The following is a 26,305-nucleotide window of genomic DNA, read 5'->3' on the forward strand; positions in this document are numbered from 1 at the left end:
CCCATCACCATGCTATCGTACTCCGTTAGCGCAATTCTGCCATGCTGGGATGAAGTTATTATCTTAAAGGATATTTAAGTGTAATTGCTTCCTTTCTTAATTCCTCATAAAAGAAATAATTATGGTCTGCGCCAACAATACAAAGAATCCTTTTATCGGGATTGGCTTTAAATGTGTTTACTACCCGTTTAATCATAATATGGTTCCTGACTATCCACCGAAAATTTTGCGATACTGGATTGATCTGAAACAACCAATCATATTTTTGCTTGGCTAAATTATCAAACTCCTTCGAATTAAAAGGAATAGTTCCATAAGAGTGAGCATTCATTTGCTTTGAAAACCATTCGTCATCAATTTTCTCAAGCTCAGTCTGTTCCTCTTTTGAATAATCTTCGAATGGCGAAAAATTGTTCCAGACATCCGGTTCAAACCAGTCAATGGGGACAAACTCAATACTGTGCTCTTCACATAAAGGGAAAATCAGTTCCCAATATTCACTAGCGGGTTCTCCCCAATAACCTTTTTCTTTTTTGTTATTTAAGTACTTTTCCCAGCTTCTCGGATGAACTTCGCCACATATAATATCCGGCTTAAACTCCAAAATAATCTCCTTATAAAGATCGAGAGGACATTGATACCTATCTCTTAATTCATTATTATGTATCGTCCCTAAGATTCCAACAGTGGTCATAGCATAATTCCCCTCTTTTAATTTATCTAAGTTTGATTTAATACGTCGATATTACCATAACATGGAATTGGAGTCCCCATGTTTTTTTGTGATTTTATACCACTTTTTCTGCGCATAACTGCCCTTTAGTTCAACAGGCAGCCAATAATGCCGACTGACTGTTCGTCATGACGCTATCATCTCTCGTAATCAGTTCAACTCACCAGTTAAATTAGAATGCCTTGCCACTAAACAAAAATCAGGTTCTTCTTCGGAAGAAGGCACCTCTCGATGATTATACTAACAAGAACCTGGTGTAAAATAATTAGAAAGAGTTACCTCACCGGCAGTTGGTTATTTCAGTTTCGCCTCATCGGTTTCGTCTCCTGGATCGTCATCCTCAGCATCGTCATCAGCCACATAACTGTGGAATGGGAACCGCCGCCCAGCCGCTTCTGATCGGTGTCAAATTCAGGCAATCCTCTCTGCCTCTCTTCTAGGGAAAAAACAAAAGCGTGGCACAAACCGCTCTCATGAAAAAGTAAAAACAGTACCGAGCCTGGGGCAGGCCGGCACTGCATCAATCAATTATTGCATATGCGAATTCCTATCGCCTCACTTTCCGGCTAACAGCGGGAACACTCCCCCTTGCAGTCTGGTGCCTGGAGCAAGCTTAAGCGGCTTCGTCACGACATGGTCTTTGCCGTCATACACCACGCCATCCGGCATGAATATAATAGCGAGCACCCGCCTGGGTTTGTCCGTTTTGTTCGGGTGGGAGTAATGAAAGGTGAGTCCCGTGTGAAATGTGCAGCTGCCTTTGCGGAGCGGTACATTGACCGGTTGGGTATTGTCCAGTCCCGTGCCTTGTACATATTGAAATATATCCTGCGGATCCGACAGATTAATGCCGCGGAGCTTGCCGATCTTATGCGAGCCCGGTATGAACATCATGCAGCCGTTTTGTTCGTCCACATCATCCAGTGGAATCCATGCGGACAAGGTCTGATGAGCAAACTGATCCTTCATGGGCCAATAAGGGAAATCTTGATGCCAAGGTGTTGCCTTGGAATCCTGGGGCATCTTCCACAGCGCATGATCGTGAAACAGCCGAATTCCGCTGGCTCCGGAGAGCTTTAAGGCGATGCTGGCAAGTTTCGGATGCGTCGTATATCTCGCCATGCCGGCGTGGTCGCGCCATACATTGACCTTTTGGTTCAGCACGCGGTAGTAGTTCAGCCTCGCCTCTGGATTGGACGTCCTTACGGACAGCCCTTCTTCCTCACTCATGGACTCCTCTATAAACATGGTTAACTCTTTAATCTCTTCTGCGGTCAATACGTTATCGACCTGGACGAAGCCGTACTCTTGGAAGAACGCCATCTGCTCCTCGCTAACCTCCTGCCGCTTTACATCTGCATTTGCCATAATCTATACCTCCGTTTCTCATCCTGAATTTACCTTACCACCCGGGAACTCGAGAAACTTGGAGATTTTTTCAAAAAACTATGCAAATTCTTCATTTGGAGTTTATCTGTTTGACCTGCATCTTTGAATGGACTCTAATAAGGAATTTTACTTATACTGGGGAATAAGGGGGGGGCATGATGACACGTTATAAGAATGAGCAATTTTTCGAAATTGATGGATTCCCTTTCTTTATTGATGTATTTCCGGTTCCGCATGCCGTTCCGACACACTCTCATGAGTTCGTCGAGCTGGTCTACGTGAGAAGCGGCCGCGGGCTGCATACGTACCGAGGTGAACAATACGTCATCCAGGAAGGGGATGTATTCATCATCGAGCCGGAAGCGCAGCACGCATACGAGTTAGAGCCCGGCTTTTGCTTTGATGTATATAATGTCCTGTTCCACCCTTCCTTCTTAGCGGAGGAACTCAAAGCTCTGGGGCAAGTCGAATCCTTCATCGACTTCTTTTATTTGGAGCCGTTTACCCGCAATTCAACCTTGTTTCAGACACGACTGTCGCTGACGACGGCTCAGCAATCCGAAGCCAAATTTTTGCTGCAGCAGATGCTGGCGGAATTCTCAGGCAAACAGATCGGCTACCGTTTGCTGGTCAAGACGAAGTTAATCGAGACGCTGGTCTTCTTGAGCCGGTGCTATGCCGCCAAACAGACCAACTCGCTCGGCACCCAACCGGACGATAAGGCTCTGATCGGAAGAGTCTGTGATTTTATCGCCGCCCATTGTGAGAAGCCGCTGACTCTGGAACAGGTCAGCCGGATGTGCGGACTGGGCAGCACGTCCTTCTCCTTAAAGTTCAAGCAGCAGACAGGCTGCACTTTCCTGGAGTACCGCAACGAAATGCGTATCCGCCTGGCGAAGCGTCTGCTGGCGCAGACGGCGGACAAAATCATTGCCATCGCCCATGAAACCGGCTTTGAAGATATCAGTCACTTTAATCGTACCTTCAAGCTCCTCACCGGGATGACGCCTAGAGCATACAGGCTTAAGAGTAAATAGGCGAAATCGCGATTAACTTCCAGAACATAAATAAAAGGACTTACTGGTAAGCAGCTCGAAAAATCTTTCTTGATTCTCTGGAGCGACGGTTGCCGATGTATCATTTGCAGCCCATAAAAAGAGGCCACCGATATCATTGATATCGGCAGCCTCATTGTTTTAATTCAAATGGTGTTTGTTCGTCTAGAACAGGCACTTTTTGATAAAGCCAATTTTTAGCATTGCGTTGTAGTCTAACAATTAACACAATCTAATCTCCTTGTCGATATCAATGTCTGAAAGACTATCCCTTACTTCAATAGGCAAGTATTGTATTTGGTTCTTGCAGTAACCTAAGAAATGGAACCAGGAAGATTCTTTATATGCATTCGATAAGATATCAATGTTACTCATAAAAAGTTTCCTCCTTAAGATAATCCTGTTAACTGAGCGGATAACAACGACTGCCAAAGGGCAACCGCAATTCTGCTATCGTCTCCGTTAGTGCAACAGTACACTAGAATATTGTCATTTCCATCCGGTACGTTTCAGTATCTCATTCACAAATTCGCTCTTTGCATTTGTATATGCCGCACGGTCATTGTGAAATCGTTGTGCAAGTTCTAACTTCAAGAAACCGTACATTTTGGAGTCCTCCGGATGACTTCTCAAATAATCTCGAAACAGGATATGACGTTTATATTCGGCGGTTTCTACCGTGCACACATACAGGTGATGCCAAGGGACATTGTCGGGGGGAATAAAAGCTTCCCGTCCGGAAGTGCCTAAATCACCTTCATGAACATAGCCTAGGGTGGCGAGCCTTTGAATGGCAGTATGAACATCAGCTTGCGTAGACACGACCACATCCATATCAACAATCGGTTTAGCTGCTAACCCTGGAACAGATGTACTCCCTACGTGTTCTATCGTGAGTACAAGGTCGCTTAAAACTGGAAGCACAAAGTCTTGTAACTTTCCAAACAATCGAACCCAATCGGGATCATATTGTACGACTATTACACTTGAACCCATATAACTCTCCCCTCAATATGTTTACTAACTACTTGTACTACAGCTTTTTGCATATTCCTGCCCGATGAATAGCTGAACGGAGCTGCCAGCATTGTTCAGCGGCAGCTCCATTGTGAGGTATAATCTGCTTTTGTCTCAATTACCTTAAAGCATTGTTAAGACTTGCCTCAACGAGTTCCTCCATCTTAAATAAGGACAAGAATATAAGCCCTGAAGCCTCAAGATTATCCCTGCCTTGTTGTTCACGTTCGATGACACATAATACGTTTTTCACAATGGCACCAAAATTTTTCAAATCTTGGGCACTTAACAATATTTGTCCGCCTGTCGTAACAACATCCTCGATGATGCAAACATTTTTGGCCCGGATATCAGTTCCCTCAGCCAGTTTGCAGGTTCCATATTCTTTAGCTTTTTTTCTTACAAAAACGACTGGAATGCCTGTCTTTAACGATAAGGCTGTTGCAATAGGAATTCCGCCCATTTCAAGACCCGCCAATATCTCAGTGTCTTTTGGAATTAATTCTGATAAAAGCTCGGCAATTTCATTTAACAAACCAGGGTTTGATTCGAACAAATATTTGTCAAAGTAATCATTTGACACCTTTCCCGACCTTAACTTAAAAGTACCCGTCAAATGTGCTGTTTTATATATCTCGTTGGCTAATGCTAGTCTTTCCATTTCGCATCTACCCCCAGATTTTTCTTTATTTTACCATAATAAATTCACTTAAGATATCTGCCAGTTAGCACAGCGAGGCTGCCGATCAATGTCTGCGGCAGCCTCGTGATTTAATTTAATGAACTATTGTCTCCGTTAGTTGAGCGATTGGGTAACTTCTTAGAGGATTTAAAAGCTTATTCAACGTGAATTGGGCTTCCGCGCGAAGACCCGTCTGGATTCACGAAGTATATGTAATAGTCTCCCGGCAATAAGTCAGAGGGAATGGTCAATATAATAGAGAAGCGGCCATATTGGGGGATAGCTTCCTTCCGCAACAATACTTTATTCCCTTCCCTCAGCTCCAACTTTACATTTCCGTCAGTCCACCCGTTTCCTTTTAATTCAAAACTCCCACCTGCCTGAACGGTTTTTGGATAATCATACATCGAAACAGTTGGCATCCATATCTCATGATCCTTCACAATCAAAACGATAAAGTGACGGGGCCATAGCAAAAACCGATTTATGTTGTTTATTTGCTGAATCCATTACGATCACCCGGTCTTCCGCCGCTGAACAAGCGATTGTAATAGATCCGGTTTTATCGGTACTTCGGTTGCAATGGGACGCAGGCGTAATATCTACAACCGTGTTATTCTTGCGTACAAACTGCAAATGCCAACCCCGGTGAGGCGCTGACAGTGAAGTATCCGCAACCGTCCGCGCTTCGTCATACCACTGAGCTAGTTGTTCTATTTTGCCGTCGTCGAGTCCAGCGAAAAGTGGCTGATTTACGTTGATATTTGGCAGAGGGAAGGCAATTCTCACTAAGTTAATATCAGCAGCAGATAGTATAGGAACCTTTTTAGGAACCAGTTTCTGTTTTAAACCTGATTGATTTATTAATAAGGTGAGTGCAAGAAGAGTCAACGTTGTAGCCCAAATCGATGTAGTCGTCCTCAACCATGTCCCCCCTAATTCACTTGTATCTTAAAGACGTATCAATTGGTACGAAAGTTTCGGAACTTAAATACTAATCGGTGACCCTGATGTTTCTTCCTTGTTCTTATATTCGTAACGCCAGCCGACACCTTTGCTCTTATGGGACGTAGCAATGCGAGATACATTAACTTAGAGTAGTCAAATAAAACTCGGCGGACGTAAACTGCCCGTTACTTCAATGACCAAGAGCAGGTCGCCGCGGCACCTACTCAAATTGAAATCATTCACTAGCGTTACCCGTCGTATCAACATCTCCGCCCTTTCGCTCAATCCAATAATTTCAATTACTGGTTTAATTCTATTTACATGTATTTCTCTTCTCATCTGAGGTAAAAGAAAGGTTTCCAAGCCTCCATGAAAATAAGCAATCGATAAGAAACCAGTGAATTGAACAGATGATACAATAATTAAAACGTGAACTAAGGAGAGATTAACTAATGGATCAAATTAATGACAAGTTAAAATTACATTACTTCCTCTCATTACCGAATAACATAGAAAATAATCGAGATTATCCACTTATTGTTTTTCTCCATGGTGTGAATCAAAGGGGAAATGATACTAAGCTTTTAAAGAGCAGTGGTTTTCCGCGAAGTTTACATAATATTACTGAAACACCATTTATTATATTTTCCCCACAGTGCCCTGCCGGTTTATTTTGGAATATGATTACTGACGCAATAAAGGCCCTACTTGACGAGATTATTTCGAAAAATCCTGTGGACCCAAAGAGAGTGTATCTGATTGGAGCAAGCATGGGAGGTTATGGCGCTTGGGATTTGGCCATTAAATTTCCGGAGAGGTTTGCTGCAGTTGTGCCGATCTGTGGAGGATGGGCACCCGAACAAGCCTATATCTTAAAAAATGTCCCAGTGTGGGCATTTCATGGTGCTGAAGATGATATCGTGCCTTTGAAGGAAACGCTCAACATGGTAGAAGCTTTAAAAAAACACGGAGGAAAAGTGGAATTAACCGTTTATCCGGATGCCGGTCATGACATTGGGACAATAACGTATAACAACCCATTGCTTTATGAGTGGCTCTTACGACACAAAATCATGTAGAAGAAAGGTGAGAGAAGATGAACCACCTTGTATTTAAACAATTTGAGTTGACGAGAGGTTTTTTATCGGTACAGTAGAGTCCATCCCAGAGGAGATAATCGATGTAAAGCCGGAAGGCTTTAACAATACGATCCATTGGCACATCGGTCATGTATTAACGATTACAGAAGGAGTTATTAGCTATCCCCACAAATCTACAATCCATCTGCCGGAAAACTATATCGAATTATTTGACACAGGCACAAGGCCGACTGAATGGAAAGGAGATATACCTTCTGTAGATAAACTCATCTTGCAATTAAAGGATCAGTTGGTCCGTTTACAACAAATTCCTTCTGGGAAGATAAATGAGAGACTGGAAAATCCATTTGAAACCTTCGGAGAATTCGCAAGCTTAGTGTTATTACACGAAGGCATCCATTTGGGACAAATTTCAATAATGAAGCGAATGATCGAATATGTTAAATAAATCATTACTACGACATTTTGATTCGTTCGCTCCCTTGATTACCATATATAGGTACCTGAGTAGTAACAATAATTCTATAAAACACTAGTCGTTAATTTCACTAATCTGCCCAATAGCTTAATGAGGTTGTTCGATTATCTTCGGCAGACTCTACTGCCTGATCATTATAAGTCTATACTTTATGTAAATTTTTGTATAAACTTATTAATGCCGGCCGGCAAACTTGATCGGAGGTGGGACTTATTTTCCCGGATATATATCAGCATCCTGAGTATTTAAAAGGACAAACAAGGGCTTGGTGCAATCAGCTTGCAACACAAACAGGAAAATACGAATATACTTGGAACTACACATGCGAAGGTGTTGCGGCAGAAGACGTTTTTACAGAGGAGTTATCGAAGCTTATCCGTGGAAATGTACTTGATGTAGGGTGTGGCCACGGGGAGTATACGAACCGTTGGGCGGATCAAGCCGATGAAGTCATTGGCTATGACATGACAGAGGGTTTTCTCGCGACGGCTAACCGTAACAGTAAATCGAATGTTCGTTATGTTCTTGGATATACACATAACGATGGTCTTCCGTTTGCGGATCGGTATTTCAACGTCGCGTATACGAAGAAGGGGCCGGGTAGTTGGTATCCCGATGTGAATCGTATTCTTAAATCAGAAGCCGATGTCTTGTCCCTTCATCCCGCAGATGGGAACGGGGAAGGTTGCGAGCTCGGCACTTATTTCCCAGGCTTGTTCTTCCCTCCAACGAAGGGAACTCCGATATTGAACAAAATCAATGCGTATCTTGCAGACAGCCGTTTACACGTCATAGAAAATCATATCTTACGGGAAACGATCTATATCCCGACTCCCGAAGACATTCTAACAATGGTGTGCTTCGGCCAAAGCGAACGTTTCGCCCAATTCGTCAAAGAAACGTGTTTTGACGGAATCCAAATGCAATTTGAACATTACGCCAGCGACAAAGGTGTCCACACAACGAATTTTTACTACCTCATACGTGCAAAAGCCACTGGTTGAACAATCAGACGAATCGAAGTGTTAGAGTAGCATACTTGTTAATTACTTAAATAAACCAAAAGAGGAGCTTCCTCAAGCAAGCTCCTCTACTAACGTGCCCGTTAATTCTCTGTTCTCCTTTAATTGAGTGTTACCTGCGATCCAAAAAGGAGTTCGAATGAACGCAACGTGAGGTAAGCTGAGCAGTTCATACAGAGTGTAAAGGAGACAACTCTCTAGACCAACGCAGCGTATTTTTCTCGTGCCCACGCCTTCTGCACTTCTCCGATCTCTGTCGGGAATGGGATTAGGTTCTTGTCATCGTCAATTGACAAGAACCTAATCTATTCTGAGGGAGTTCAATCTTCAGGGATCAAAAAAGATAGTAATTAAATTAGTCTTAATAATTTTCTCTTAAGCTCAAGTCGTTAATTTAGCATATACAACAAAGAACGCCATCACTTCTCCAATAATTATGTAATTTGGTATAAAGAAAAACAAATCCACTGTAAAAAAAACTCCCAGGAATCCTAACAATATCGCTAAATGAGATATCCCCAATCTAAGATGTATATGTCTATATTTATGGAAGACCAATGAAGTTGAAAAAAAGTAAAGCAATACGGATCCAAAAATAAAGCTTAACATAAATAAATAATTTAATTGTTCCAAAAATAACAATTGAATCGAAGCTGCGATCATACACATGGATAAATAAATGAATAAATGACCATAAATTATGGTTTGCCCTGCCGTCTCTATTGTTTTGTCCACTTTCTTTTCGACATTGTCAAAATATTGCCACCACATAGCAATAATTAACAAAAAAGTCATTGACGCAAATAAAATAGATTGCCATGTCCAGTAGCTAGACTGCAATACTGTTAGTATACTTATTACTGCTTCGCCAAGAAGAATAAGTGTAAACAGTGAGAAGCGTTCTAATAAATGGTGAGTATTTATTGGGCTTTTCACCAAGTATTGCCGGCCAATTAATGGAAGCAATATGTCTACAGCAATTCCCGCATACAAAACTACATAACGAATCCACGAGTCAAAGAATAGCGATAAAGATGATATCACCAAACCAATCCAAAAGCGACTCCCCAAATAACGGGCAGTGATCTTTCTATGTGCTTCTTCTTTCTTGTGTACCGAAAGATATTGAATGGCAGTCATAGCTCTTAAACCAATATAGCCTATTAAGAATGGAATATAATATTGATCAAAATTAACTGATAGGCTTGCCGTCATTATTAGTACAAAAAATAATTGTAGAATCAGAAATATTCGGTGAGATATGATATCTTGTCCAAACCGATTTACAAAGAGCGATTGTCCTACCCAAGCCCACCAAATCGGAACAAATATTAGAACAAATTTCGTTAAGTATTCTACTGGAATTGAGCCATATTTGACATGTATCAAGACATGACTCGCTTTTGAAACTGCCGCTACAAAAAGTAGATCATAAAATAGTTCCAGCCAGGTAACTTTCTTCTCAGCAAATGCTGCATTGCGTTGAAATCCTGATGAATCTTTATTCATCAATGTGCTCCTTTGCTTTTGATGTATTGGATCCCCCATCACAAATTATTTGAGTACTAACCCATCTTAGCTGATGTGATCGATTACGGATAGGGGGACAGCGATACCATTCTCAAAAATGGTGATTGTCTAACGTCCGGGGCATGACTAGTACCGATACGACACCTTTAACATAATTTGGGAGTAGTCGCATGGTAACCCACCAGCGATCCCACATTGCCTGTCGCACCTATGACCCACAGTTTCACGAATTGAACCGAATCAAAACAAGACTTGAAAGGAGCAGATGTATGAGTGGTGTTCACCCGGCCACCCGCATCGGCCATGTTCACCTGAAGGTATCTGATCTCGAGCGTTCCATCCGATTCTACACGGAGGTCCTCGGCTTTGATCTGGTGAATCGGATGGGAAACAGACTTGCATCAGACGGCCGACTGGCCATTGATGAGTTCAACGCCTGGCTCGACCTTGTGGCACCCGATTACCCAATCGTTTTACGAATTAATTAAATCCTAAAACAAAAAGAGTGGCTGCATGAATAGAGCCACTCTCTTATTGATCCTCATCCAGGCCGACGGCCGAATCAAGCACCCTGTCTTGCGGAACGCTCGTGAGATCCAGCTTTTGCTTCACCTGATCATCCATATTCCCATACCAGGCCTCAAAGGAGTCATCCAATTGCTCCTCTCGATTACGATCCTCGTTCACATCCGAATCAACTTCGACTTCATTACCTAATACCCCGTAGTCGTCTTTAGGATGGATCATGCTTTGCTTCAGCTCCTTCGGTATACAGATCGAATTAAAATCCCCTGTCAAAATCCATTTTATGCAAGGTCATGTTATTGTCAGACTCCAGGCTGGGTTCCCGGCTAGATCATACGGATTTCGTTTTATCAATACAAAAAATTAATCTTTTTTCAACATCCTCGGCAATACCTTGAAGCGCACCGTTATCGACCATTCCAATTAACGCCGTCGGTTTGGGAAGTCCGATTTTTGTTTTTCCTTGGTCCTCGTATACGGTTATTTTACACGGCAAGAAATAGCCGACGACCGCATTTTCACTTAACACACGTTTGGCTTCGACAGGATTACAGACTTCAAGAATGTGATACCTTTGATGAAACTCTATTCCTTTCTCCTTCAGCTTCTCTTGCATGTCTAAATGCCACAATACACCGAATTTTTCTTCCTTCAGGTTATGCTCGAGTTTATCAATAACTTGTTCTACCGTTTGACTGGTCTCAACGGTGTAATGAAACATAAGCTCTTACCACCCTTTCATAAATTTCTTATTTACAATGAATTCGACTCCATATTATAATTCATAGTATATCAATCGGATTTAAGGAGGTATTCGGGATGGATTTAATAAGTAAACTTACTCAAGAAAAGTGCCCTATTTGCAAAGATACGCTTATCACTAACAAATCAAATACGCTTTTTTCGCATATCATTAAGTCCTGCCCAAAGGATCATTACGAAAAGGAATTCATACCATCCCTGGAAGGGTATGTGGAACATTACAAGTAGCAACAAAATAAGTATTGGCAAACAAATGAAACTTATGTACAGGCAAAAAAAATCATTAGCCTCATCGATGAGCTAATGATTTTTTCTGTTTTCATTTCACTAATTTCCCATTCCAAGACATCATGCCGCCTTGCAAATGTGCAAGCTCGTGGAAGCCGTTCTTTTGAAGAATGCGCGCCGCTTGTTTGCTTCTCATGCCGCTGCGGCAATACAAATATATACGTTTATCCGGCGGGATTTCACCAAATCGTTGTTTGATTTGAGATAAGGGAATGTTTATCGCTCCCGCAATATAGCCTTGCTTTACTTCACCGGGCTCACGGACATCAATCAATATTTTATTACGGTTTTCCTTTAACTCATCTTGAAATTGATCAGGCATTAAATTTTTAAGACCTTTTACTCCGGCGAATCGGGAATAAACAAACCAGACAACGAGAATGATGATCGCGATATTTAATATGAGATTATAATCCATTTTTAAGACCTCCTCCTTTCTCAGTCCTTAACGGCTTTTGACCAACAAATCAATCGCCTGCTGAACCACTTTACTCGAATCTCTTCCCGCTTCTTTTTCTTCCAGAATGCACTGCTCTAAATTTACTGCAACGATATAGGCAATTGCTTTATCCGCCGCGCTTCTTACGGCTGACAATTGGCTCACGACATCTTTACAAGGCTGCTCTTCCTCCATCATCTTTAACACTCCGCGAATTTGGCCTTCGACCCGCTTTAATCTTTTTTTCACATCATCATCGTATTGCATAGAATAACCTCCTTTTCAGTTATACCGGTATAGGTATATTATTGCCGAATGAATATACAATAACAATGTTAAAATAGGACAGCCGTTAAATAAACAAATTCACTTTAGCATCCGCGGCGTCACCCAAATAGGCAGCGACTCCTGCATACTCAATTCCGTCGAGAAGTTCTTCTTTCTGCAATCCAAGCAGATCCATCGTCATCGTACAAGCGACTAATTTTACCCCTTGCTCTTGCGCTAGTTCAATTAATTGAGGCAAAGTCATAGCATTATGCTTTTTCATGACGTGCTTGATCATTTTGGGACCGATCCCACCGAAGTTCATTTTGGATAAACCCAGCTTGTTCGCACCGCGCGGCATCATTTTAGCGAACATGGACTCCAGCCACCCTTTTTTCACGGAAACCGATTCGTCCTTACGCAGCGCATTAAGACCCCAGAACGTGAAGAAAATGGTCACCTCATGATCGTAAGCAGCTGCCCCATTTGCAATAATGAATGCGGCAATCGCCTTATCCAATTCCCCGCTAAACAGCACAATCGTCGTTTTCTCTTTATTTTCCACTATAATCCATCCCCTCGTTCTTTACTTATACATGTATAGGTATTAATTCGGAGCAAAAAATTTCTTCAATCTATCTCGTTTCTTGAGATTCCAGGATAAACGGCTACGCCGTCCTTGTCTTACAAGGACCAGCGCGTTTACCAAGGTTGATGCGAAGCTATAAGCTACGAAAACTTATAAGTTCTTATCAACTTAATAAAAAGCTGCCACCGAACATGAAGTGGCAGCTCTTTTCAAATGCCGTTATCCCTTTTTCACAATAAAGGTGAATACGCCGTTGTCTTCTCTGGATTCCATGAGCTCGTGATTGGTTTGGTTTACCCAAGCCTGAAAATCCTTCATGGAACCTTTATCCGTCGTTTGAAGCTCCATAATCTGTCCTGGCTCCAGGGAATCCATCCCTTTTTTCGCTTTCACAATCGGCATAGGACAAGCAAGTCCTTTTGCATCTACAACTAAGTTAGCCATGTTAATATCTCTCCTTATTAATCATGATGATGAAAGGCACAGCGATTCGGCCCAATTTCCAGTTCAACAGCGCGTTCGTGCCCGACATGAAGTTCACCGCGATTGATCGCGATAATTTCTTCAAAATTGGGCGGTTTCTCGGTAGAAGCCGCTCCCGCAACTTGTTCAGTAAATGCTTCGCGATCTGCATTACGCATAATCTCATTGTTTTTTCGAATTTCGCCGAGCGCAGCTCCGACAATACCGTTATCGTTAATTTCTTTAATATCCGCATAATGCGCTGGCAGAACCAGAACTTCATCCGATAAATTATTTACTTTATTAAATACCGTATCATACAAATCTTGGGCCCATTCTTTCGCTTTACCGCCCAAGTCCGGTCGTCCCAAACCACTGACGAAAATGGTGTCGCCGGACATTAAGAACCGGTTATTCAGCAGGAACGACGTGGAGCCTGGAGTATGGCCCGGTGTCGGCAGCGCAAGCACTTCCACCTCGACTTGGCCGAAGCGGATCGATTCGTGTTTCTCCAGCGGCGTATACGTCAGATCCGTTCCTTTCACTTCACCGGAGGAGATATAGTAGGCAGCTCCCGTCTGCTGTGCAAGTGCAAGTCCGCCGGAAATGTGATCAGCATGCAAATGGGAGTCTACAACATGTTCAATGGTAAAATGGTATTGGCTCGCCAGCTCGGTATAAAATTCAATCTTTTGATTGGCATCTACAATCATGCCTTTGCCTTCCGAAATAATAGCATAGGAAAGGCAGCCCTTGGACAATCGATTGATTTGAATCAATTTCATCTTTTCATCCAATGCAACAACCGTCGGATGATAAAATTGACTCCACGCCAGCATTCCACCATCCAGGACAGAAGTTTTATAACCTTTCTCAGCTAAAGTTTCCGCAACGAACTGAGCAGATCCTCCTTTCGCACAAACCACGACCATTTCTTCGTTGGTTGGCAAATTTTTAAGATTATTGTCATCCTCCTCCAAGAAATTGAAGTAAGGAACGTTGATCGATTTTACATTGTTCCCTTCAATCTTCCAACTGTCGAATTCTTCGGTGTTGCGAACATCCAGAATTTGCACGTCATTGCCGGAATTCAACTTGTCGTACAGTTGTTCGGCAGTAATCAATGGAACTTTAGACATGGTTTGTCCTCCACTTTTTCTAATAGAAATTCACTTGAGCATCAAAAGTAAAGTCCAGGAATGTCGCGGCGCGCAGCAGTTGTTAATCCTGCTCCTGATGATCTGTCCACTCAGACATACCGGGAATGACATTTTTAACGTTTTGAAACCCTTTGTTCGATAGGATCTGGCAAGCCACATCGCTTCGATATCCGGTGCGGCAAACAACATAATATTCTTTGCTTGGGTCAAGATCCGTCAATGCTTCTTCAAGCTGTCCTAGGGGAATCGAGATGGCTCCCGGGATACGTCCAAATGCGTACTCAGCGGGTTCCCGAACATCTATGATATGGATTGCTTCTCCCGAAGAAATTTTTCTGAGAACCTCTTCATTTGTAGCGGTATGCGGGTATTTTTTTTCCGCTTTCGTATCAGCTGGTTCGGCTTTGCGAATAAAGTGATGGTATACTCCGCTTTCTTCTTTTAAACCTAGGTACTGATGCCCTGTTCGGCTGGACCAACCCTTAAGGTCTGCAACCGAGCCTTTATCTGTTGCACGTACTTCCAATACTTCGCCTGCATTCATTTCATCAATTGCTTTTTTTGTTCGAACGACGGGCAGCGGACAGGCAAGCCCCTCACATTCCAGTCTGCGGTTTACTTGTAATGTTGTCATGACATAGCCTCCAATTTATATAAAATGCTAGTTACCGTATGCGATATCCCCAGACCATTTAGCCATGCCGCCTGACATGTTGATCACGTTATAACCCATCGAAGAGAGGAAATCACATGCTTGCCCGCTTCGGTTACCGCCGCGGCAGACGACGATCGTTTCTTGCTTCGGATCCAATTCGTTCAGCGCTCTTGCGATTTGCCCCAGCGGAATATGCTTGGCACCTGGAATGTGGCCGGACTCCCATTCATCAGGCTCCCGAACATCAAGAATAACCACATTTTCTTTCCGGTTCATTCTTCCTAGAACTTCTTCGGGCATTTGCTCTGTATACATGTTTGTGTTCCTCCTCCATATGATTTATCAGCTTTGCCGCCAAGTCAGGACGCCCAATGGGTTTTTCGAATAAAATATCCTCTGACAGCAAATACTGATCCTCCTAGAACAAGATTGAAATCCAAATTTTTATTACGGTCGCTGTGATCAGCACAGCCAAAATCCATTGAAGAATTTTGGTGTTCATTTGTTTGCTTAACTTGGCTCCCAATGGCGAAGCGATTAAGCTGGCAACTACAAGTACGATGGAAGGAATCAATAGCATATGTCCGCCCATCAGCTTGCCTGTTGTCGAACCAATGGAGGATATGAATGTAATGGCTAAGGACGATGCGATCGTTATTCTTGTCGGTATCTTGAGAACAACAAGCATCACCGGCACGGTAATGAAAGCACCGGCAGCGCCCACAATCCCTGCCACCGTACCTATAATTAGCGCAAGAATAACTGCTAATGGCTTGTTGAAGGTAACTTGACTAGTATCCTGCACGTCTCTGCCTTTTTTCGGTAAAAACATCATGACTGCAGCAATTAACGCCAATACCGCATAAACCATATTGATCACTGCGCTTGGCAAGGAATTTGAAATAAAGCTTCCAAAAAAGCTGCCAATCATAATGGAGATACCCATGTAAGCAACTAATTGCTTGTGCAGGAGTCCCCCTTTACGGAAAACAAGCATCCCCATCAAGCTGGCGAAGAACACCTGAACCGCACTAATAGCCGATACCTCTTGAGCGGAAAATGCCGCAAAGCCTAATAACGGTGGAATAAACAGCAGCATCGGATAGTTGATAATCGATCCGCCGATCCCTACCATGCCCGAGATAAATGAACCCAAGAAGCCCATCGCGAATATGGTCAATATCCACGACAAATCCATTTAGGCACCTGCCTTTCTGCAATTAACTGCTTTATACAAGCCTAAATTCTAAATACCCATTAGGGTATATAATTGAGCAAAAAAAATTACCCTTTTATTAGGTACCTTTTTAGCATGGTGAATCGGAACTATCATGATCAAAATTTTGATTTGTAACAAGAACTTGTATCAATTGAAATCCTCCTTCCTTCACAATACATATACCCGTTTGGGTATGTGTATACTATAATTAAATTTTTTATTCCCGTCAACCCCCTCGCCCCCATGATCAACTTGCCAAACGATGGCGTAAATAGAAAAAGAAAAAACCAAGAGCGATTTTTATTTGAAATCACTCTTGGTTTTCGATATTCCACCGGCTCGATCGTGAGAACTCCCTATAGTTTTCTCAGATTACGATATGTCGCCAACAGGGAGGGCCAATCGGTTTGAATGATATCGATTTTCTTTTCGAACAGCCTGCCCCAGCCTTGATCTGGATTATGAATAAGAGAAGTATCATCGTCCAATCCGGCAAATAGCACCTTATCGTTATCCAAATTAATCGCATTAGCCCACACAAATAAATTCATGCTGTGCAGCCTTTCGATGACATCATCTTGAAATAGCGGATGAGACTCCGAGTCGGCTATCAATTCCATACCTACCAAATTTATATTTTCATAATTTAAGACGATCTCTATTTCCTCTAACGAATGAATGATCGGCATAAACATATATTTTGTCTCATACTGATTTAAAAATTGCAGGTTTTCTTTGAATACCGGGCTTTTTAATAAGATTTGCTTTTGCATATTATGTTTGTCCAAGGTTTCCAGCAATTCGGGCCAGATATCCCAAGCTCTATCAACATTGATCAATACTTCTCCCTTAAAATAGGACAAAACCTCTTCAAAACGTTCTGCCTTGAAGCTCGACCTGAGGTAATTGCTATTGATTAAGTTTAAATTTTCGATTTCGGCCGAGTACATGGTTTTTATATTTTCAGAGCGATGAAAAAGTTTTTTTTCCTGTCCGTCATGGAAAGTATACAAAATTCCATCAACAGACTTGATTACGTCGATTTCAAGAATATCTCCGCCTTGTTGCAGCGCAGCTTTATAAGCGGGAATTGTATTTTCCACGATATTGCCGCCCGAGCTTCCTCGATGAACTGCTATTAGAACTCCATGTTTATCCAATTTACGGCTTAATAAACTATTCGTTTCATTGTACTCCGCTTTACCGATCATTGATTCCAGTCCTCGCTTCTTTTTATGAATACCGACATAGTAACACCGATATTTGGAACGTGTCAATAATCTACTTGCAATATTCCTAATACTTAAAAACAATGTTAGAATGTAGTTGCGGATATGAAGGAGGTTTATTGTTCTAATGGCTACAATTAAAGATATTGCCAAACTGGCGGGGGTTTCGCATGGTACGGCTTCCAATGTATTAAACGGGAAAGGCGTTGTCAGTGTCGAAAAAATTCAATTGGTTGAAGAGGCTGCCAGAAAATTAGGATACAAAATGAATTATAAAGCCAAGTCTTTAAGATCTGGAGCAACCAATTCGGTCTCTATCATCATTCCGAGCATAGAAGCCGATGAATATGCCCAGATGTATAAAGGCTTGGATAAAACATTAACTAAACTCGGTTATCAAACTCATCTATATATCACTTATGATTTGCCGCAAAATGAAAAAAATATTTTAAAAAAAATCGCCGCGGAACGTGTTGCGGGTATTGTTACGATTACTTGCCTGGATGACGCCAATGAATATTACGAAGAGATTATGATTCCAAAAGAAAATATTATTTTTGTTAACAGAGAAATTAAACATGCGGAGAGATTGGTTTCCTTTGATTTCGAACAAGCCGGATCTGAAATAGCAGCCTATCTTTCTGCTAATCATTATAAATCCGTAGGTATTTTTTGCGATGAAATTAAGTTTTCCAATGAAAAGCATTTTGTGGATTCCATACTTAATGGCTTGAAAGGGACCGCAATCAAGCTGCTTCACGCACCATTAAATTTGTCTTACAATCAATCATTCGAATTTTTTGCTAATGAGTCTCCGGAAATTATTGTTACTTCGAATCTGAGCAGAGCCTATTTGCTGAAGCAAGCGCATTTTTTTGGCTCTACACAAGAGATCCCGAAAATATTAAGTCTCGGACTTACTCAAACCGCTTATGATGATAATTTGATCATATACCGTCAAAATTATCATTTGTTAGGGAACGAAATTGCTAATTTGCTAAATAATCAAGTAAATCATGCTCAAGAAGAGTATAAAAATGTGATTTTTGAAAACAACGGAATGACAAATCAAATCACAGTCCAACCCAACAATAAAGGCACTATTACGATACTTACGATTTCCAGTCCAACAACGGATGCGTTAAAAAAGCTCTTGCCTCATTTCGCCAAAACTACCGGTATAGAGGCGACATTGGCCATAAGATCCTACGAGGAAATTTATGAAATATTGACGAATTCCGCTAACTACAAGCTTTACGATATTATTAGGATGGATATGGCTTGGCTTTCATGGTTTGGACAAGATGTTTATCGCCCTTTGAGTCATTTAGATAACGAGTTGGACAAGCTCATACAAACATTGCCCCAGCATATGAAACATAATTACTCAGAAATTGAGGAGACTGCTTATGCCCTCCCGTTTGATCCCAGTATTCAAATGCTTTTCTATCGAAAAGATTTGTTTGAAGATCCGAAAATAAAACGTATATATTATGAGAAGTATAAAAAGCAGCTGGCGATTCCTGAAGACTTTGAAACCTATAATGAGGTAATCAAGTTTTTTTCGAAATCGCATTTTAACGATTCGCCAACAAGCTTCGGCACGAGCGTTACTTTGGGCAAATCTGAAATTGTCGCTGCTGAATTTTTAACGAGATATTACGCGGAAGACGGAAAATTAATTCATGATAATGGACTGAGCTTGCATCCGAAAAAAGCGAAAAAAGCGTTAAAAAACTATTTAGAAACCGTCAGCGTCGCGCAAAATTTAAATGAAGCTTGGTGGGGCGAGGCTGTAAACAGCTTCGCCAGAGGAGAAACGGCTATCATCATCGGCTTTATGAACCATGTTTCCAGAATAGCACATAGCGACTTTGGGAATTTTATCGGTTCTGCGTCAGTACCGGGCGGCAAGCCTCTTCTAGGAGGGGGAGTCGCAGGCATATCCAAACATAGCGAGAAAATAGATGAAGCCGTTCGTTTTTTGAAATGGGTCAACAATGTTGAAATTGCCGAGCAAATTAGTTTATTGGGAGGAACTTCCGCAAACCGCGACGTATGTAACAACCAAACGATCAATACCTTATATCCTTGGCTTAGCGAAGCGTATAAAACAAACCTAAACGGGATTCGCGATACTAAATTCGGCGACGGCAAGGGATTTAATGCGAAAAAGCTGGAACAAATCATCGGTTTTTCAATCAAAAACGTATTGGACAACATGATGGATATAGATCATGCCATAGAACAAATCAATGCCAATTTAGCAACAATCACCTAGCATATGGGTATAAGTTTTCCTTCTTTTTACCGCCTCTTCGGGGCGGCTTTTTTTATGCTTAAAAACACGTTTCAACTAATGTAAATTCAGTGCAGAGTCAGTGTAAAGATTTCGTTAAACTAATTAAAACGTATTGACGCTCATTTAAGGAGAAAATATAATGAGAACTGAAAAAATAAAATTGGTACGTTCCAATTTTATAAGGAAAGGCACGGCACGTTAGTTGTTGAATCAAAAACTAAAAAGTTGTTAAAAAGGAGAACAATCAAATGTTTCTAAAGAAATCATCGGTTTTTGTTTTAACATCCATGTTGGCCATCGGTTTAGTGACAGGTTGCGCGAAAAACAACACATCCGGCGGAGAGGCGGTCAATCCGAATCAACCCAAAAAACTAGTGATCTATTCCAACTCTGTATCTGATGGACGTGGAGATTGGCTGAAAGAGAAAGCCGGGGCAAAAGGATTTCAAGTCGAAATTGTAGAAGGCGGAGGCGGAGATATCGCCAATCGCTTAACTGCAGAGAAAAACAATCCCGTAGCTGATGTGGTTTTTGGATTAAGCGCGATTGATTATGAAAACTTTAAAGCTCAAAGCTTGCTCGAAAAATATAAACCGGTTTGGGCTGATGAAGTAACCAAAGGTTTGAACGATAAAGATGACTACTACCATTCGCTCGTGAAACAAGCTATTTTGCTCATTTACAACTCAAATATATACAATGAAAATACCGCGCCGAAGGATTGGACCGATTTGTGGAACAAGCCGGAATTCCATAACAAATACGATGCTCCTTCCTCGTTTGGCGGAGGAACAATACGAGCGGTCATTGCAGGTATTTTGGTTCGTTATCAAGATCCGAACGGAGAATACGGCATTTCTCAGCAAGGTTGGGACGAGCTTAAAAAATATTTGAAGTTCGGATATCACGCGGCGCAAGGAGAAGACTTCTATGCGAACTTAGCAAGCGGCAAATCTCCGCTAGGCCCAATGTGGTCCAGCGGGATCGCAACACGCGAAGAAAAATACGGCGTAAGAGCGGGAGTAGTGAAGCCGGCCATCGGAGTTCCTTATACGGTAGAACAGGTGGCCATCATTAAAGGTACAAAGAACCTGCAAGCAGCAAAAGAATTTATCGATTGGTTCGGAAGCGCGGAAGTGCAAGGAGAATGGGCTAAGAAGTTCTCCAGTTTACCGGCTAACGAAAAAGCGCTCGCCAGCGCACCGCAAGCCATTAAGGATCTCGATGCATCCTTGAAGGTTCAAAATATCGATTGGGCGTTCGTATCGAAAAATATTAATAAATGGGTAGAAAAAATCCAATTGCAACTTCTCCCTTAAACATTTGAAGTATTGGCATCGCTGCAGATCGGTTCAGTCTGCAGGATGCCATGTTTTTATCCGCTAAAGTAAGGAGTGCGAAATAGTGATTGAATTTAAAAATGTCGAAATCAAATACGGCGATTTTGTCGCACTGAGCAATTTGAATCTGACCATTGCGGAAGGTGAATTTTTCACATTGTTAGGTCCTTCGGGGTGCGGCAAAACAACAACACTACGAAGCTTGGTCGGTTTTGTGAATCTTTCAAGCGGAGATATTTATGTAAACGGCAAAAATATTACAAACTTGCCCGTGGAAAAAAGAGACATCAGCATGGTGTTTCAAAATTACGCTTTATTTCCAACGTTAAATGTGTATGAAAATATTGCATTTGGCTTAAAGGTAAAAAAAATGCCGAAGCAGCAGCTGGACATGGAAGTAAGGGATATTGCAAAAAAAGTGGATTTAAGCGATGAGCAATTGCTTAAAAAGGTATCCGAGCTTTCCGGAGGACAGCAGCAGCGGGTTGCGATCGCAAGAGCATTAGTTTTAAAGCCGAGTATTCTTGTCCTCGATGAACCCCTTTCAAACCTTGATGCCAGCTTGCGTGTACAGCTCAGAAACGAATTGAAAAAGCTGCAGAAGAAATTTGGAATTACGTCCATCTATGTAACTCACGATCAAGAAGAAGCGCTGACGTTATCTGATCGAATCGCTGTATTCAACAAAGGTGTAGTGGAGCAAGTAGGGACTCCTTCAGAAATTTACAACCGCTCCGCTACTGAGTTTGTTTGCAACTTTATCGGAGATATTAATAAATTAGACAGCACGATTTTGCAAAAAGTGAACGATCAATCCAATAAGCGGCTTGATCCGGTAAAGACTGCTTATTTGAGGACGGAAAGAGTGCGGTCTACAGTTAGCCCTTCTGCATCTGACTTAGTCCGCTTAAGTGCCAAAGTTGTCGATATTGAATATTACGGTCTTTATACGAAATATACGTTCAATGTCGACGGGGCTGCAATTAAAAACATTGAAATTGAAGATGGCATAAAGAAGCATTCATTGGGCGATCATGTCGACATTTTTATTCACGTTGATGACATCATGCAATTTTAGGAGGAAACTTCTTATGTCAAAGCTAAAAAGAGTAAAAGAAGTTTTATTCTCCGGCAAATGGATCGGCTTCATTATCGCTATCTTTTTAGTGTGGTTTATTGTTGCATTTTTATTGTTTCCAAACCTTAATGTTCTAAGAACGATCTTTTTTTCAGACGGCAGCTTCTCGTTTGAACCGTTCCAAAAATTGCTGCATTCCAAAAGAGCGCTGATGAGCTTGCTTCACAGCTTCGTTTTAGCGGCTTCTCTTGTCGTTACCGTTAATATTGTCGGGATCTTTATTGTGCTCGTCACTGATTATTTCGATATTAAAGGGTCCCGAATTTTACGCCTTGGATTTCTCACAACGCTGATTTACGGCGGAATCGTATTAGTATCCGGGTACAAATTTATTTATGGCGACCTCGGCATTGTAACCCGATTGCTGCATAACATATTTCCAGGCTTTAATGTTTCATGGTTTAAAGGGTATTGGGCTGTTTTATTTGTTATGACTTTTGCGGTTACTTCAAATCATGTCATTTTTTTATCCAACGCGATGAAAAAAATAGATTTTCAAACCATTGAAGCCGCTAAAAACATGGGCGCATCTCCAATATATATATTAAGAAGAGTCGTACTGCCCGTATTAAAGCCGACTTTGCTTGCCGTTACGATTCTGCTGTTCTTGACAGGATTAGGCGCCACTTCCGCCCCACTAATTGTAGGCGGCAAAGATTTTCAAACCATTACTCCAATGATCTTATCATTTGCTCAAAGCGTTACTTCTAGAGATATGGCCTCGCTTCTGGCCATCATTCTTGGCGCGTCTACGTTGATTTTGCTAACGTTTATGAGAAGAATCGAGCAAAGCGGCAACTATATATCGATCTCAAAAGTGAAGTCGGAAATGAAAAAGCAAAAAATTGACAACAAGCTTTTAAATATAATTGTACATGTCGTTGCGTACTTGTTATTTGTTATCTATGTATTGCCGGTTAGCCTGATCGTTATTTACTCGTTTACGGATACTTACAGCATCACAACAGCCACATTGTCATGGAATCATTTTACGCTAGCCAACTACATGAAGTTATTTATGCAGGCAAGTGCTTTGAAGCCGTATATCGTAAGCATGAGCTATTCAGCTTCTGCGGCTGTTCTGGTCGTTATTCTGACCTTGATTGTCGCCCGGATTCTGCATAAATACAAGAATAAATTCACAATAATATTGGAATATTGTATGCTGATTCCGTGGCTGCTGCCGCACACGCTTATTGCATTAGGGCTTATTGTTTCATACGATACGCCAAGATTCATCATTTTGAATAACGTATTGACAGGAACTTGGTGGATCTTATTAATTGCTTATGTCATCGTTCAAATTCCGTTTACGCTTAGAATGCTGAAAGCCGCGTTTTTTACGATCGATAATTCATTAGAGGATGCTGCCAAAAGTTTAGGCGCAGGGACATTTTACACGTTCAGAAGAGTGCTGCTTCCCATTTTATTGCCTTCGACTTTGGCAGTATTAGCGCTAAACTTTAACGGACATTTAGCCGATTATGATATGACGGTATTTTTGTACCACCCCTTGTTTCAGCCCTTAGGTATTGTTATTAAAAATAGTACCGATGAACAGGCTTCTGGTGATGTAATGGCACTTGCCCTCGTATATTCCGTTATCTTAATGGTGATTTCGGCGATAACGCTCTATCTTGTGTATGGAAGAAAATCGAAATAATAATAAAAGCCTGCTTTCGGACCAACAGTCCAAAGGACAGGCTTTATTTACGAATAGATTATCAATAGTTGTTCTTTTTCGCCATTTCCACACTGGGAAGCCACAGATCGAAAGTAGTGCCTTTTTCAAGTTCACTTTGAACCTCGATTTTCCCATGATGCAGACTCACCAATTCCCTGACGATGGCAAGCCCGAGTCCGGTGCCCATACTCTTTCTGGAACGACCGCGGTCCGCTTTAAAAAACCGTTCCCAGATCATCTCTTGATCGTCGGAGGAAATCCCGATTCCCGAATCGGCGATTCTTATATGAATGTACTGTTCATCCTCGTCAGCTTGAATGGAGATCAGGCCGTTTTCAGTAAATTTGACCGCATTCTTTATGAGGTTGTTAAGAATTTGTTCGAAGCGGGAAAGATCGGCATAAATTTTTGGCAAGTTATCGCTGATATGCAGTTCAATCCCCGTGTTCTTCTCCGACGCCTCTGACTCGAATTTGAATACGACTTGCTGCAGAACCTTCTCAACATCGACCGGAGCTCTGGACAACGAAATATCGTTATTCTCTAGCTTGATCAGGTCCATCATATCATCGACAAGCCGGTTCATGAGCATAATTTCATTATAAATGATGTCATAGTATCGGGGCTTTGCCGTTTCGTCAATCAAACCGTCCTGCAGCGCCTCAAGAAAGCCTTGCATGGCCGTAAGCGGCGTTCTCAATTCATGTGAAACATTTGCAAGAAAATCGTGCCGGATTTGCTCCAGCTTTTTCTTTTCCCCATCGATTTGTTCGAGCTTCGCCACCATTTGGTTGATCGTCGCCGCAAGATCGCCGATTTCGTCCTTGGACCGGATCCGAATGCGCTTTCTGTAATCACCCATGCCGATCGTTGCGGCAACACGTTCGATTTGTTGCAATGGCTGCGAGATCGACCGTGACAAATACGATGCGATAATCGCGGAAAGGAGAAGTCCGAAGAGCGTACCCCACAGGATCGTTTCTCTCAGGTTCGTAATGGTCTCGTTCATCCCGGTGACCGGCGCATGCAGGACGATACCTCCGTACACCTGATTGTCCTTACCCCATGGGATTACGACAGACAGCATCGACTCCTTCAACCCTGCAAACTGCATGTTGGATATGATATTTTCGCCTTTCTTCACCTTGTCGACGATGGAGGCATCGACCGATTTACCCACATATACTTCATCTTTGGCCGAAGTCGCTGCGATTTTACCTTGAAGATCAAAGATCCAAATCCGCGTGTCATACGATTGATCGAAAAAGACCAATAACTCCTTGAACCTGTCATCCACTACAGTGGCGTTTTGTATCGCGAGATTGACCCGCTTGGCTTCGCGCAGCAATTCCTTTTGCTTGGAATCCATGATATAGATTTTGGTTAAAAAAGAAATCACCAGGCCGACAACGCAAAGTCCCAGTAATACCGTTAACATATAGCTGATCACGAGCCGGCGAAAAATACTTTTGTTGATACCGAGTATCATGATTCAACCTCGAACTTATAACCAATCCCCCAAACGGTATGGATGATGTTGCTTATATATGGATTTAATTTTTCGCGAAGCTTTTTCACATGGACATCCACCGTGCGGATATCGCCTATAAAATCATATCCCCATACCTGCTCCAACAGCTGTTCTCTCGTAAAAACATTTCCAGGCGATTTCGCCATATAGGAGAGCAGATCGAATTCCTTCGGGCGAAGGTTGATTTTGTCATTGTCGGCGATCACTTCACGTCGTTCTACATGAATGGTTAATCCGTTGAATTCATAGCTTTGTTGAGCGTCCGGTTCATGATTCGGCTTTCTTGGCTGCATCCGGCGAAAGATCGCCTTAATTCTAGCGATGAGCTCTCTTGGGCTGAACGGTTTTGTCACATAGTCGTCGGCTCCAAGCTCGAGGCCAAGCACCCGATCAATTTCTTCGCCTTTGGCCGTAAGCATAATAATCGGAATATCGAACCGTTTTACAATTTCCCGGCAAGCATCGTACCCGTCCATCACCGGCATCATCACGTCGAGAATAATAATATCGGGCGCTTCTTTTTCTACCAGGTTCAACGCGGCTAAACCGTCTTGAGCCTCGATCATTTCGATATGCTGCTTTTCAAAATATAATCGAATGATCTCGCGTACGTTAGGATCGTCATCTACAACCAAGACTTTCCACGGGTTCATAGGTTCCATCCTTTCGTTTTTGGCTTCCCTATATTTTAGGCCAAAACCGGATAAAATGGAACAAGCCCCTCTTCCAATTGAAAGAGGAGCTGGATTTTTTATGCAATT

The 26,305-nt window shown here is 42.0% G+C and carries 27 protein-coding genes and 1 pseudogene; 9 read left to right on the forward strand and 19 right to left on the reverse strand.

The window, feature by feature from the left end; all coding sequences use genetic code 11:
• Nucleotides 1–58: 58 nt before the first annotated feature.
• Nucleotides 59–694 carry a hypothetical protein gene (locus tag O9H85_RS25965; protein ID WP_269884323.1) on the reverse strand — a complete coding sequence of 212 codons (636 nt, stop codon included), beginning with the start codon at nt 692–694 and terminating at the stop codon, nt 59–61.
• Between the two features lie 594 nt (nt 695–1,288).
• The gene (locus O9H85_RS25970) at nt 1,289–2,101 is read right to left on the reverse strand and encodes a phytanoyl-CoA dioxygenase family protein (protein ID WP_269884324.1); all 813 of its coding nucleotides are present in this window, start codon (nt 2,099–2,101) and stop codon (nt 1,289–1,291) included.
• 179 nt (nt 2,102–2,280) lie between these two features.
• Between O9H85_RS25970 and O9H85_RS25975 the strand changes: the two genes are divergently transcribed.
• Entirely contained in the window at nt 2,281–3,159 is an 879-nt protein-coding gene (locus O9H85_RS25975) for a helix-turn-helix domain-containing protein (protein WP_269884325.1), read from the forward strand.
• Nucleotides 3,160–3,666: 507 nt separating this feature from the next.
• Here O9H85_RS25975 and O9H85_RS25980 read toward each other — a convergent pair.
• From O9H85_RS25980 to O9H85_RS25990, 3 genes are all read right to left on the reverse strand, one after another.
• Nucleotides 3,667–4,173 carry a GrpB family protein gene (locus O9H85_RS25980; protein ID WP_269884326.1) on the reverse strand — a complete coding sequence of 169 codons (507 nt, stop codon included), beginning with the start codon at nt 4,171–4,173 and terminating at the stop codon, nt 3,667–3,669.
• A 139-nt stretch (nt 4,174–4,312) separates the two neighbouring features.
• On the reverse strand, nt 4,313–4,855 hold the full coding sequence (gene pyrE / locus O9H85_RS25985) for an orotate phosphoribosyltransferase (RefSeq protein WP_269884327.1): 543 nt from the start codon (nt 4,853–4,855) through the stop codon (nt 4,313–4,315).
• Between the two features lie 450 nt (nt 4,856–5,305).
• The gene (locus tag O9H85_RS25990; protein WP_269884328.1) at nt 5,306–5,800 is read right to left on the reverse strand and encodes a hypothetical protein; all 495 of its coding nucleotides are present in this window, start codon (nt 5,798–5,800) and stop codon (nt 5,306–5,308) included.
• A gap of 476 nt (nt 5,801–6,276) precedes the next feature.
• Between O9H85_RS25990 and O9H85_RS25995 the strand changes: the two genes are divergently transcribed.
• From O9H85_RS25995 to O9H85_RS26005, 3 genes and pseudogenes are all read left to right on the forward strand, one after another.
• Nucleotides 6,277–6,903 carry a carboxylesterase family protein gene (locus tag O9H85_RS25995; RefSeq protein WP_269884329.1) on the forward strand — a complete coding sequence of 209 codons (627 nt, stop codon included), beginning with the start codon at nt 6,277–6,279 and terminating at the stop codon, nt 6,901–6,903.
• Between the two features lie 17 nt (nt 6,904–6,920).
• Nucleotides 6,921–7,372: pseudogene (locus O9H85_RS26000) on the forward strand (DinB family protein).
• A 233-nt stretch (nt 7,373–7,605) separates the two neighbouring features.
• Nucleotides 7,606–8,406, forward strand: a complete 801-nt coding sequence (locus O9H85_RS26005; RefSeq protein WP_269884330.1) for a class I SAM-dependent methyltransferase — start codon at nt 7,606–7,608, stop codon at nt 8,404–8,406.
• 399 nt (nt 8,407–8,805) lie between these two features.
• On the opposite strand, the gene O9H85_RS26010 is transcribed toward O9H85_RS26005, so the two are convergent.
• Complete coding sequence (locus O9H85_RS26010; RefSeq protein ID WP_269884331.1) at nt 8,806–9,933, reverse strand: low temperature requirement protein A; 1,128 nt, start codon at nt 9,931–9,933, stop codon at nt 8,806–8,808.
• Nucleotides 9,934–10,223: 290 nt separating this feature from the next.
• Between O9H85_RS26010 and O9H85_RS26015 the strand changes: the two genes are divergently transcribed.
• Nucleotides 10,224–10,442, forward strand: a complete 219-nt coding sequence (locus tag O9H85_RS26015) for a VOC family protein (RefSeq protein ID WP_269884332.1) — start codon at nt 10,224–10,226, stop codon at nt 10,440–10,442.
• A gap of 43 nt (nt 10,443–10,485) precedes the next feature.
• Here O9H85_RS26015 and O9H85_RS26020 read toward each other — a convergent pair whose 3' ends face one another.
• The 11 genes from O9H85_RS26020 to O9H85_RS26070 all read right to left on the reverse strand — a co-directional run bounded on the left by O9H85_RS26020 (nt 10,486) and on the right by O9H85_RS26070 (nt 17,531).
• On the reverse strand, nt 10,486–10,701 hold the full coding sequence (locus tag O9H85_RS26020) for a hypothetical protein (RefSeq protein ID WP_269884333.1): 216 nt from the start codon (nt 10,699–10,701) through the stop codon (nt 10,486–10,488).
• Nucleotides 10,702–10,810: 109 nt separating this feature from the next.
• The gene (locus O9H85_RS26025) at nt 10,811–11,200 is read right to left on the reverse strand and encodes a DUF302 domain-containing protein (protein ID WP_269884334.1); all 390 of its coding nucleotides are present in this window, start codon (nt 11,198–11,200) and stop codon (nt 10,811–10,813) included.
• A gap of 360 nt (nt 11,201–11,560) precedes the next feature.
• On the reverse strand, nt 11,561–11,947 hold the full coding sequence (locus O9H85_RS26030) for a rhodanese-like domain-containing protein (protein ID WP_269884335.1): 387 nt from the start codon (nt 11,945–11,947) through the stop codon (nt 11,561–11,563).
• Between the two features lie 27 nt (nt 11,948–11,974).
• Entirely contained in the window at nt 11,975–12,235 is a 261-nt protein-coding gene (locus tag O9H85_RS26035) for a metal-sensitive transcriptional regulator (RefSeq protein WP_269884336.1), read from the reverse strand.
• An 85-nt stretch (nt 12,236–12,320) separates the two neighbouring features.
• Nucleotides 12,321–12,803, reverse strand: a complete 483-nt coding sequence (locus O9H85_RS26040; RefSeq protein ID WP_269884382.1) for a DsrE/DsrF/DrsH-like family protein — start codon at nt 12,801–12,803, stop codon at nt 12,321–12,323.
• 240 nt (nt 12,804–13,043) lie between these two features.
• Nucleotides 13,044–13,268: a sulfurtransferase TusA family protein gene (locus O9H85_RS26045; protein ID WP_269884337.1), complete on the reverse strand. Its 225-nt coding sequence runs from the start codon at nt 13,266–13,268 to the stop codon at nt 13,044–13,046.
• A gap of 17 nt (nt 13,269–13,285) precedes the next feature.
• The gene (locus tag O9H85_RS26050) at nt 13,286–14,425 is read right to left on the reverse strand and encodes an MBL fold metallo-hydrolase (RefSeq protein ID WP_269884338.1); all 1,140 of its coding nucleotides are present in this window, start codon (nt 14,423–14,425) and stop codon (nt 13,286–13,288) included.
• An 82-nt stretch (nt 14,426–14,507) separates the two neighbouring features.
• Nucleotides 14,508–15,080 (reverse strand): sulfurtransferase TusA family protein, encoded by a 573-nt coding sequence (locus tag O9H85_RS26055; protein ID WP_269884339.1) that lies wholly within the window; start codon nt 15,078–15,080, stop codon nt 14,508–14,510.
• Nucleotides 15,081–15,107: 27 nt separating this feature from the next.
• The gene (locus O9H85_RS26060; RefSeq protein ID WP_269884340.1) at nt 15,108–15,416 is read right to left on the reverse strand and encodes a rhodanese-like domain-containing protein; all 309 of its coding nucleotides are present in this window, start codon (nt 15,414–15,416) and stop codon (nt 15,108–15,110) included.
• A gap of 103 nt (nt 15,417–15,519) precedes the next feature.
• A complete protein-coding gene (locus O9H85_RS26065; protein WP_269884341.1) occupies nt 15,520–16,299 on the reverse strand; it encodes a sulfite exporter TauE/SafE family protein in 780 nt (259 codons plus the stop codon).
• Nucleotides 16,300–16,676: 377 nt separating this feature from the next.
• Nucleotides 16,677–17,531, reverse strand: a complete 855-nt coding sequence (locus O9H85_RS26070; protein WP_269884342.1) for a glycerophosphodiester phosphodiesterase family protein — start codon at nt 17,529–17,531, stop codon at nt 16,677–16,679.
• Nucleotides 17,532–17,676: 145 nt separating this feature from the next.
• Here O9H85_RS26070 and O9H85_RS26075 point away from each other — a divergent pair, with 145 nt between their 5' ends.
• The 4 genes from O9H85_RS26075 (at nt 17,677) to O9H85_RS26090 (ending at nt 23,992) form a co-directional block, all read left to right on the forward strand.
• Nucleotides 17,677–19,830: an extracellular solute-binding protein gene (locus tag O9H85_RS26075; RefSeq protein ID WP_269884343.1), complete on the forward strand. Its 2,154-nt coding sequence runs from the start codon at nt 17,677–17,679 to the stop codon at nt 19,828–19,830.
• Nucleotides 19,831–20,099: 269 nt separating this feature from the next.
• Nucleotides 20,100–21,170 (forward strand): extracellular solute-binding protein, encoded by a 1,071-nt coding sequence (locus O9H85_RS26080; RefSeq protein ID WP_269884344.1) that lies wholly within the window; start codon nt 20,100–20,102, stop codon nt 21,168–21,170.
• Between the two features lie 85 nt (nt 21,171–21,255).
• Entirely contained in the window at nt 21,256–22,269 is a 1,014-nt protein-coding gene (locus O9H85_RS26085; protein ID WP_269884345.1) for an ABC transporter ATP-binding protein, read from the forward strand.
• A gap of 13 nt (nt 22,270–22,282) precedes the next feature.
• A complete protein-coding gene (locus O9H85_RS26090; RefSeq protein WP_269884346.1) occupies nt 22,283–23,992 on the forward strand; it encodes an ABC transporter permease in 1,710 nt (569 codons plus the stop codon).
• Nucleotides 23,993–24,053: 61 nt separating this feature from the next.
• Here O9H85_RS26090 and O9H85_RS26095 read toward each other — a convergent pair whose 3' ends face one another.
• On the reverse strand, nt 24,054–25,502 hold the full coding sequence (locus tag O9H85_RS26095) for a sensor histidine kinase (RefSeq protein ID WP_333474267.1): 1,449 nt from the start codon (nt 25,500–25,502) through the stop codon (nt 24,054–24,056).
• Nucleotides 25,499–26,197: a response regulator transcription factor gene (locus O9H85_RS26100; RefSeq protein WP_269884347.1), complete on the reverse strand. Its 699-nt coding sequence runs from the start codon at nt 26,195–26,197 to the stop codon at nt 25,499–25,501. The genes O9H85_RS26095 and O9H85_RS26100 overlap by 4 nt, the downstream gene beginning before the upstream one ends.
• Nucleotides 26,198–26,305 lie beyond the last annotated feature (108 nt).

The sequence above is a fragment of the Paenibacillus gyeongsangnamensis genome, assembly GCF_027533625.1.
GTDB classification, from domain to species: Bacteria; Bacillota; Bacilli; order Paenibacillales; family NBRC-103111; genus Paenibacillus_G; species Paenibacillus_G gyeongsangnamensis.

What these genes read in the sequence shown, in the direction of transcription:
- O9H85_RS26050 (WP_269884338.1), bottom strand. Translation starts at nt 14,425, where the DNA reads ATGTCTAAAGTTCCATTGATTACTGCCGAACAACTGTACGACAAGTTG.
- O9H85_RS25995 (WP_269884329.1), top strand. Translation starts at nt 6,277, where the DNA reads ATGGATCAAATTAATGACAAGTTAAAATTACATTACTTCCTCTCATTA.
- O9H85_RS26045 (WP_269884337.1), bottom strand. Translation starts at nt 13,268, where the DNA reads ATGGCTAACTTAGTTGTAGATGCAAAAGGACTTGCTTGTCCTATGCCG.
- O9H85_RS26090 (WP_269884346.1), top strand. Translation starts at nt 22,283, where the DNA reads ATGTCAAAGCTAAAAAGAGTAAAAGAAGTTTTATTCTCCGGCAAATGG.
- O9H85_RS26065 (WP_269884341.1), bottom strand. Translation starts at nt 16,299, where the DNA reads ATGGATTTGTCGTGGATATTGACCATATTCGCGATGGGCTTCTTGGGT.
- O9H85_RS25970 (WP_269884324.1), bottom strand. Translation starts at nt 2,101, where the DNA reads ATGGCAAATGCAGATGTAAAGCGGCAGGAGGTTAGCGAGGAGCAGATG.
- O9H85_RS26055 (WP_269884339.1), bottom strand. Translation starts at nt 15,080, where the DNA reads ATGACAACATTACAAGTAAACCGCAGACTGGAATGTGAGGGGCTTGCC.
- O9H85_RS26095 (WP_333474267.1), bottom strand. Translation starts at nt 25,502, where the DNA reads ATGATACTCGGTATCAACAAAAGTATTTTTCGCCGGCTCGTGATCAGC.
- O9H85_RS26100 (WP_269884347.1), bottom strand. Translation starts at nt 26,197, where the DNA reads ATGAACCCGTGGAAAGTCTTGGTTGTAGATGACGATCCTAACGTACGC.
- O9H85_RS25980 (WP_269884326.1), bottom strand. Translation starts at nt 4,173, where the DNA reads ATGGGTTCAAGTGTAATAGTCGTACAATATGATCCCGATTGGGTTCGA.
- O9H85_RS26075 (WP_269884343.1), top strand. Translation starts at nt 17,677, where the DNA reads ATGGCTACAATTAAAGATATTGCCAAACTGGCGGGGGTTTCGCATGGT.
- O9H85_RS26020 (WP_269884333.1), bottom strand. Translation starts at nt 10,701, where the DNA reads ATGATCCATCCTAAAGACGACTACGGGGTATTAGGTAATGAAGTCGAA.
- O9H85_RS25975 (WP_269884325.1), top strand. Translation starts at nt 2,281, where the DNA reads ATGACACGTTATAAGAATGAGCAATTTTTCGAAATTGATGGATTCCCT.
- O9H85_RS26060 (WP_269884340.1), bottom strand. Translation starts at nt 15,416, where the DNA reads ATGTATACAGAGCAAATGCCCGAAGAAGTTCTAGGAAGAATGAACCGG.
- O9H85_RS26070 (WP_269884342.1), bottom strand. Translation starts at nt 17,531, where the DNA reads ATGATCGGTAAAGCGGAGTACAATGAAACGAATAGTTTATTAAGCCGT.
- O9H85_RS25965 (WP_269884323.1), bottom strand. Translation starts at nt 694, where the DNA reads ATGACCACTGTTGGAATCTTAGGGACGATACATAATAATGAATTAAGA.
- O9H85_RS26015 (WP_269884332.1), top strand. Translation starts at nt 10,224, where the DNA reads ATGAGTGGTGTTCACCCGGCCACCCGCATCGGCCATGTTCACCTGAAG.
- pyrE (WP_269884327.1), bottom strand. Translation starts at nt 4,855, where the DNA reads ATGGAAAGACTAGCATTAGCCAACGAGATATATAAAACAGCACATTTG.
- O9H85_RS26030 (WP_269884335.1), bottom strand. Translation starts at nt 11,947, where the DNA reads ATGGATTATAATCTCATATTAAATATCGCGATCATCATTCTCGTTGTC.
- O9H85_RS26080 (WP_269884344.1), top strand. Translation starts at nt 20,100, where the DNA reads ATGTTTCTAAAGAAATCATCGGTTTTTGTTTTAACATCCATGTTGGCC.
- O9H85_RS26035 (WP_269884336.1), bottom strand. Translation starts at nt 12,235, where the DNA reads ATGCAATACGATGATGATGTGAAAAAAAGATTAAAGCGGGTCGAAGGC.
- O9H85_RS26010 (WP_269884331.1), bottom strand. Translation starts at nt 9,933, where the DNA reads ATGAATAAAGATTCATCAGGATTTCAACGCAATGCAGCATTTGCTGAG.
- O9H85_RS26025 (WP_269884334.1), bottom strand. Translation starts at nt 11,200, where the DNA reads ATGTTTCATTACACCGTTGAGACCAGTCAAACGGTAGAACAAGTTATT.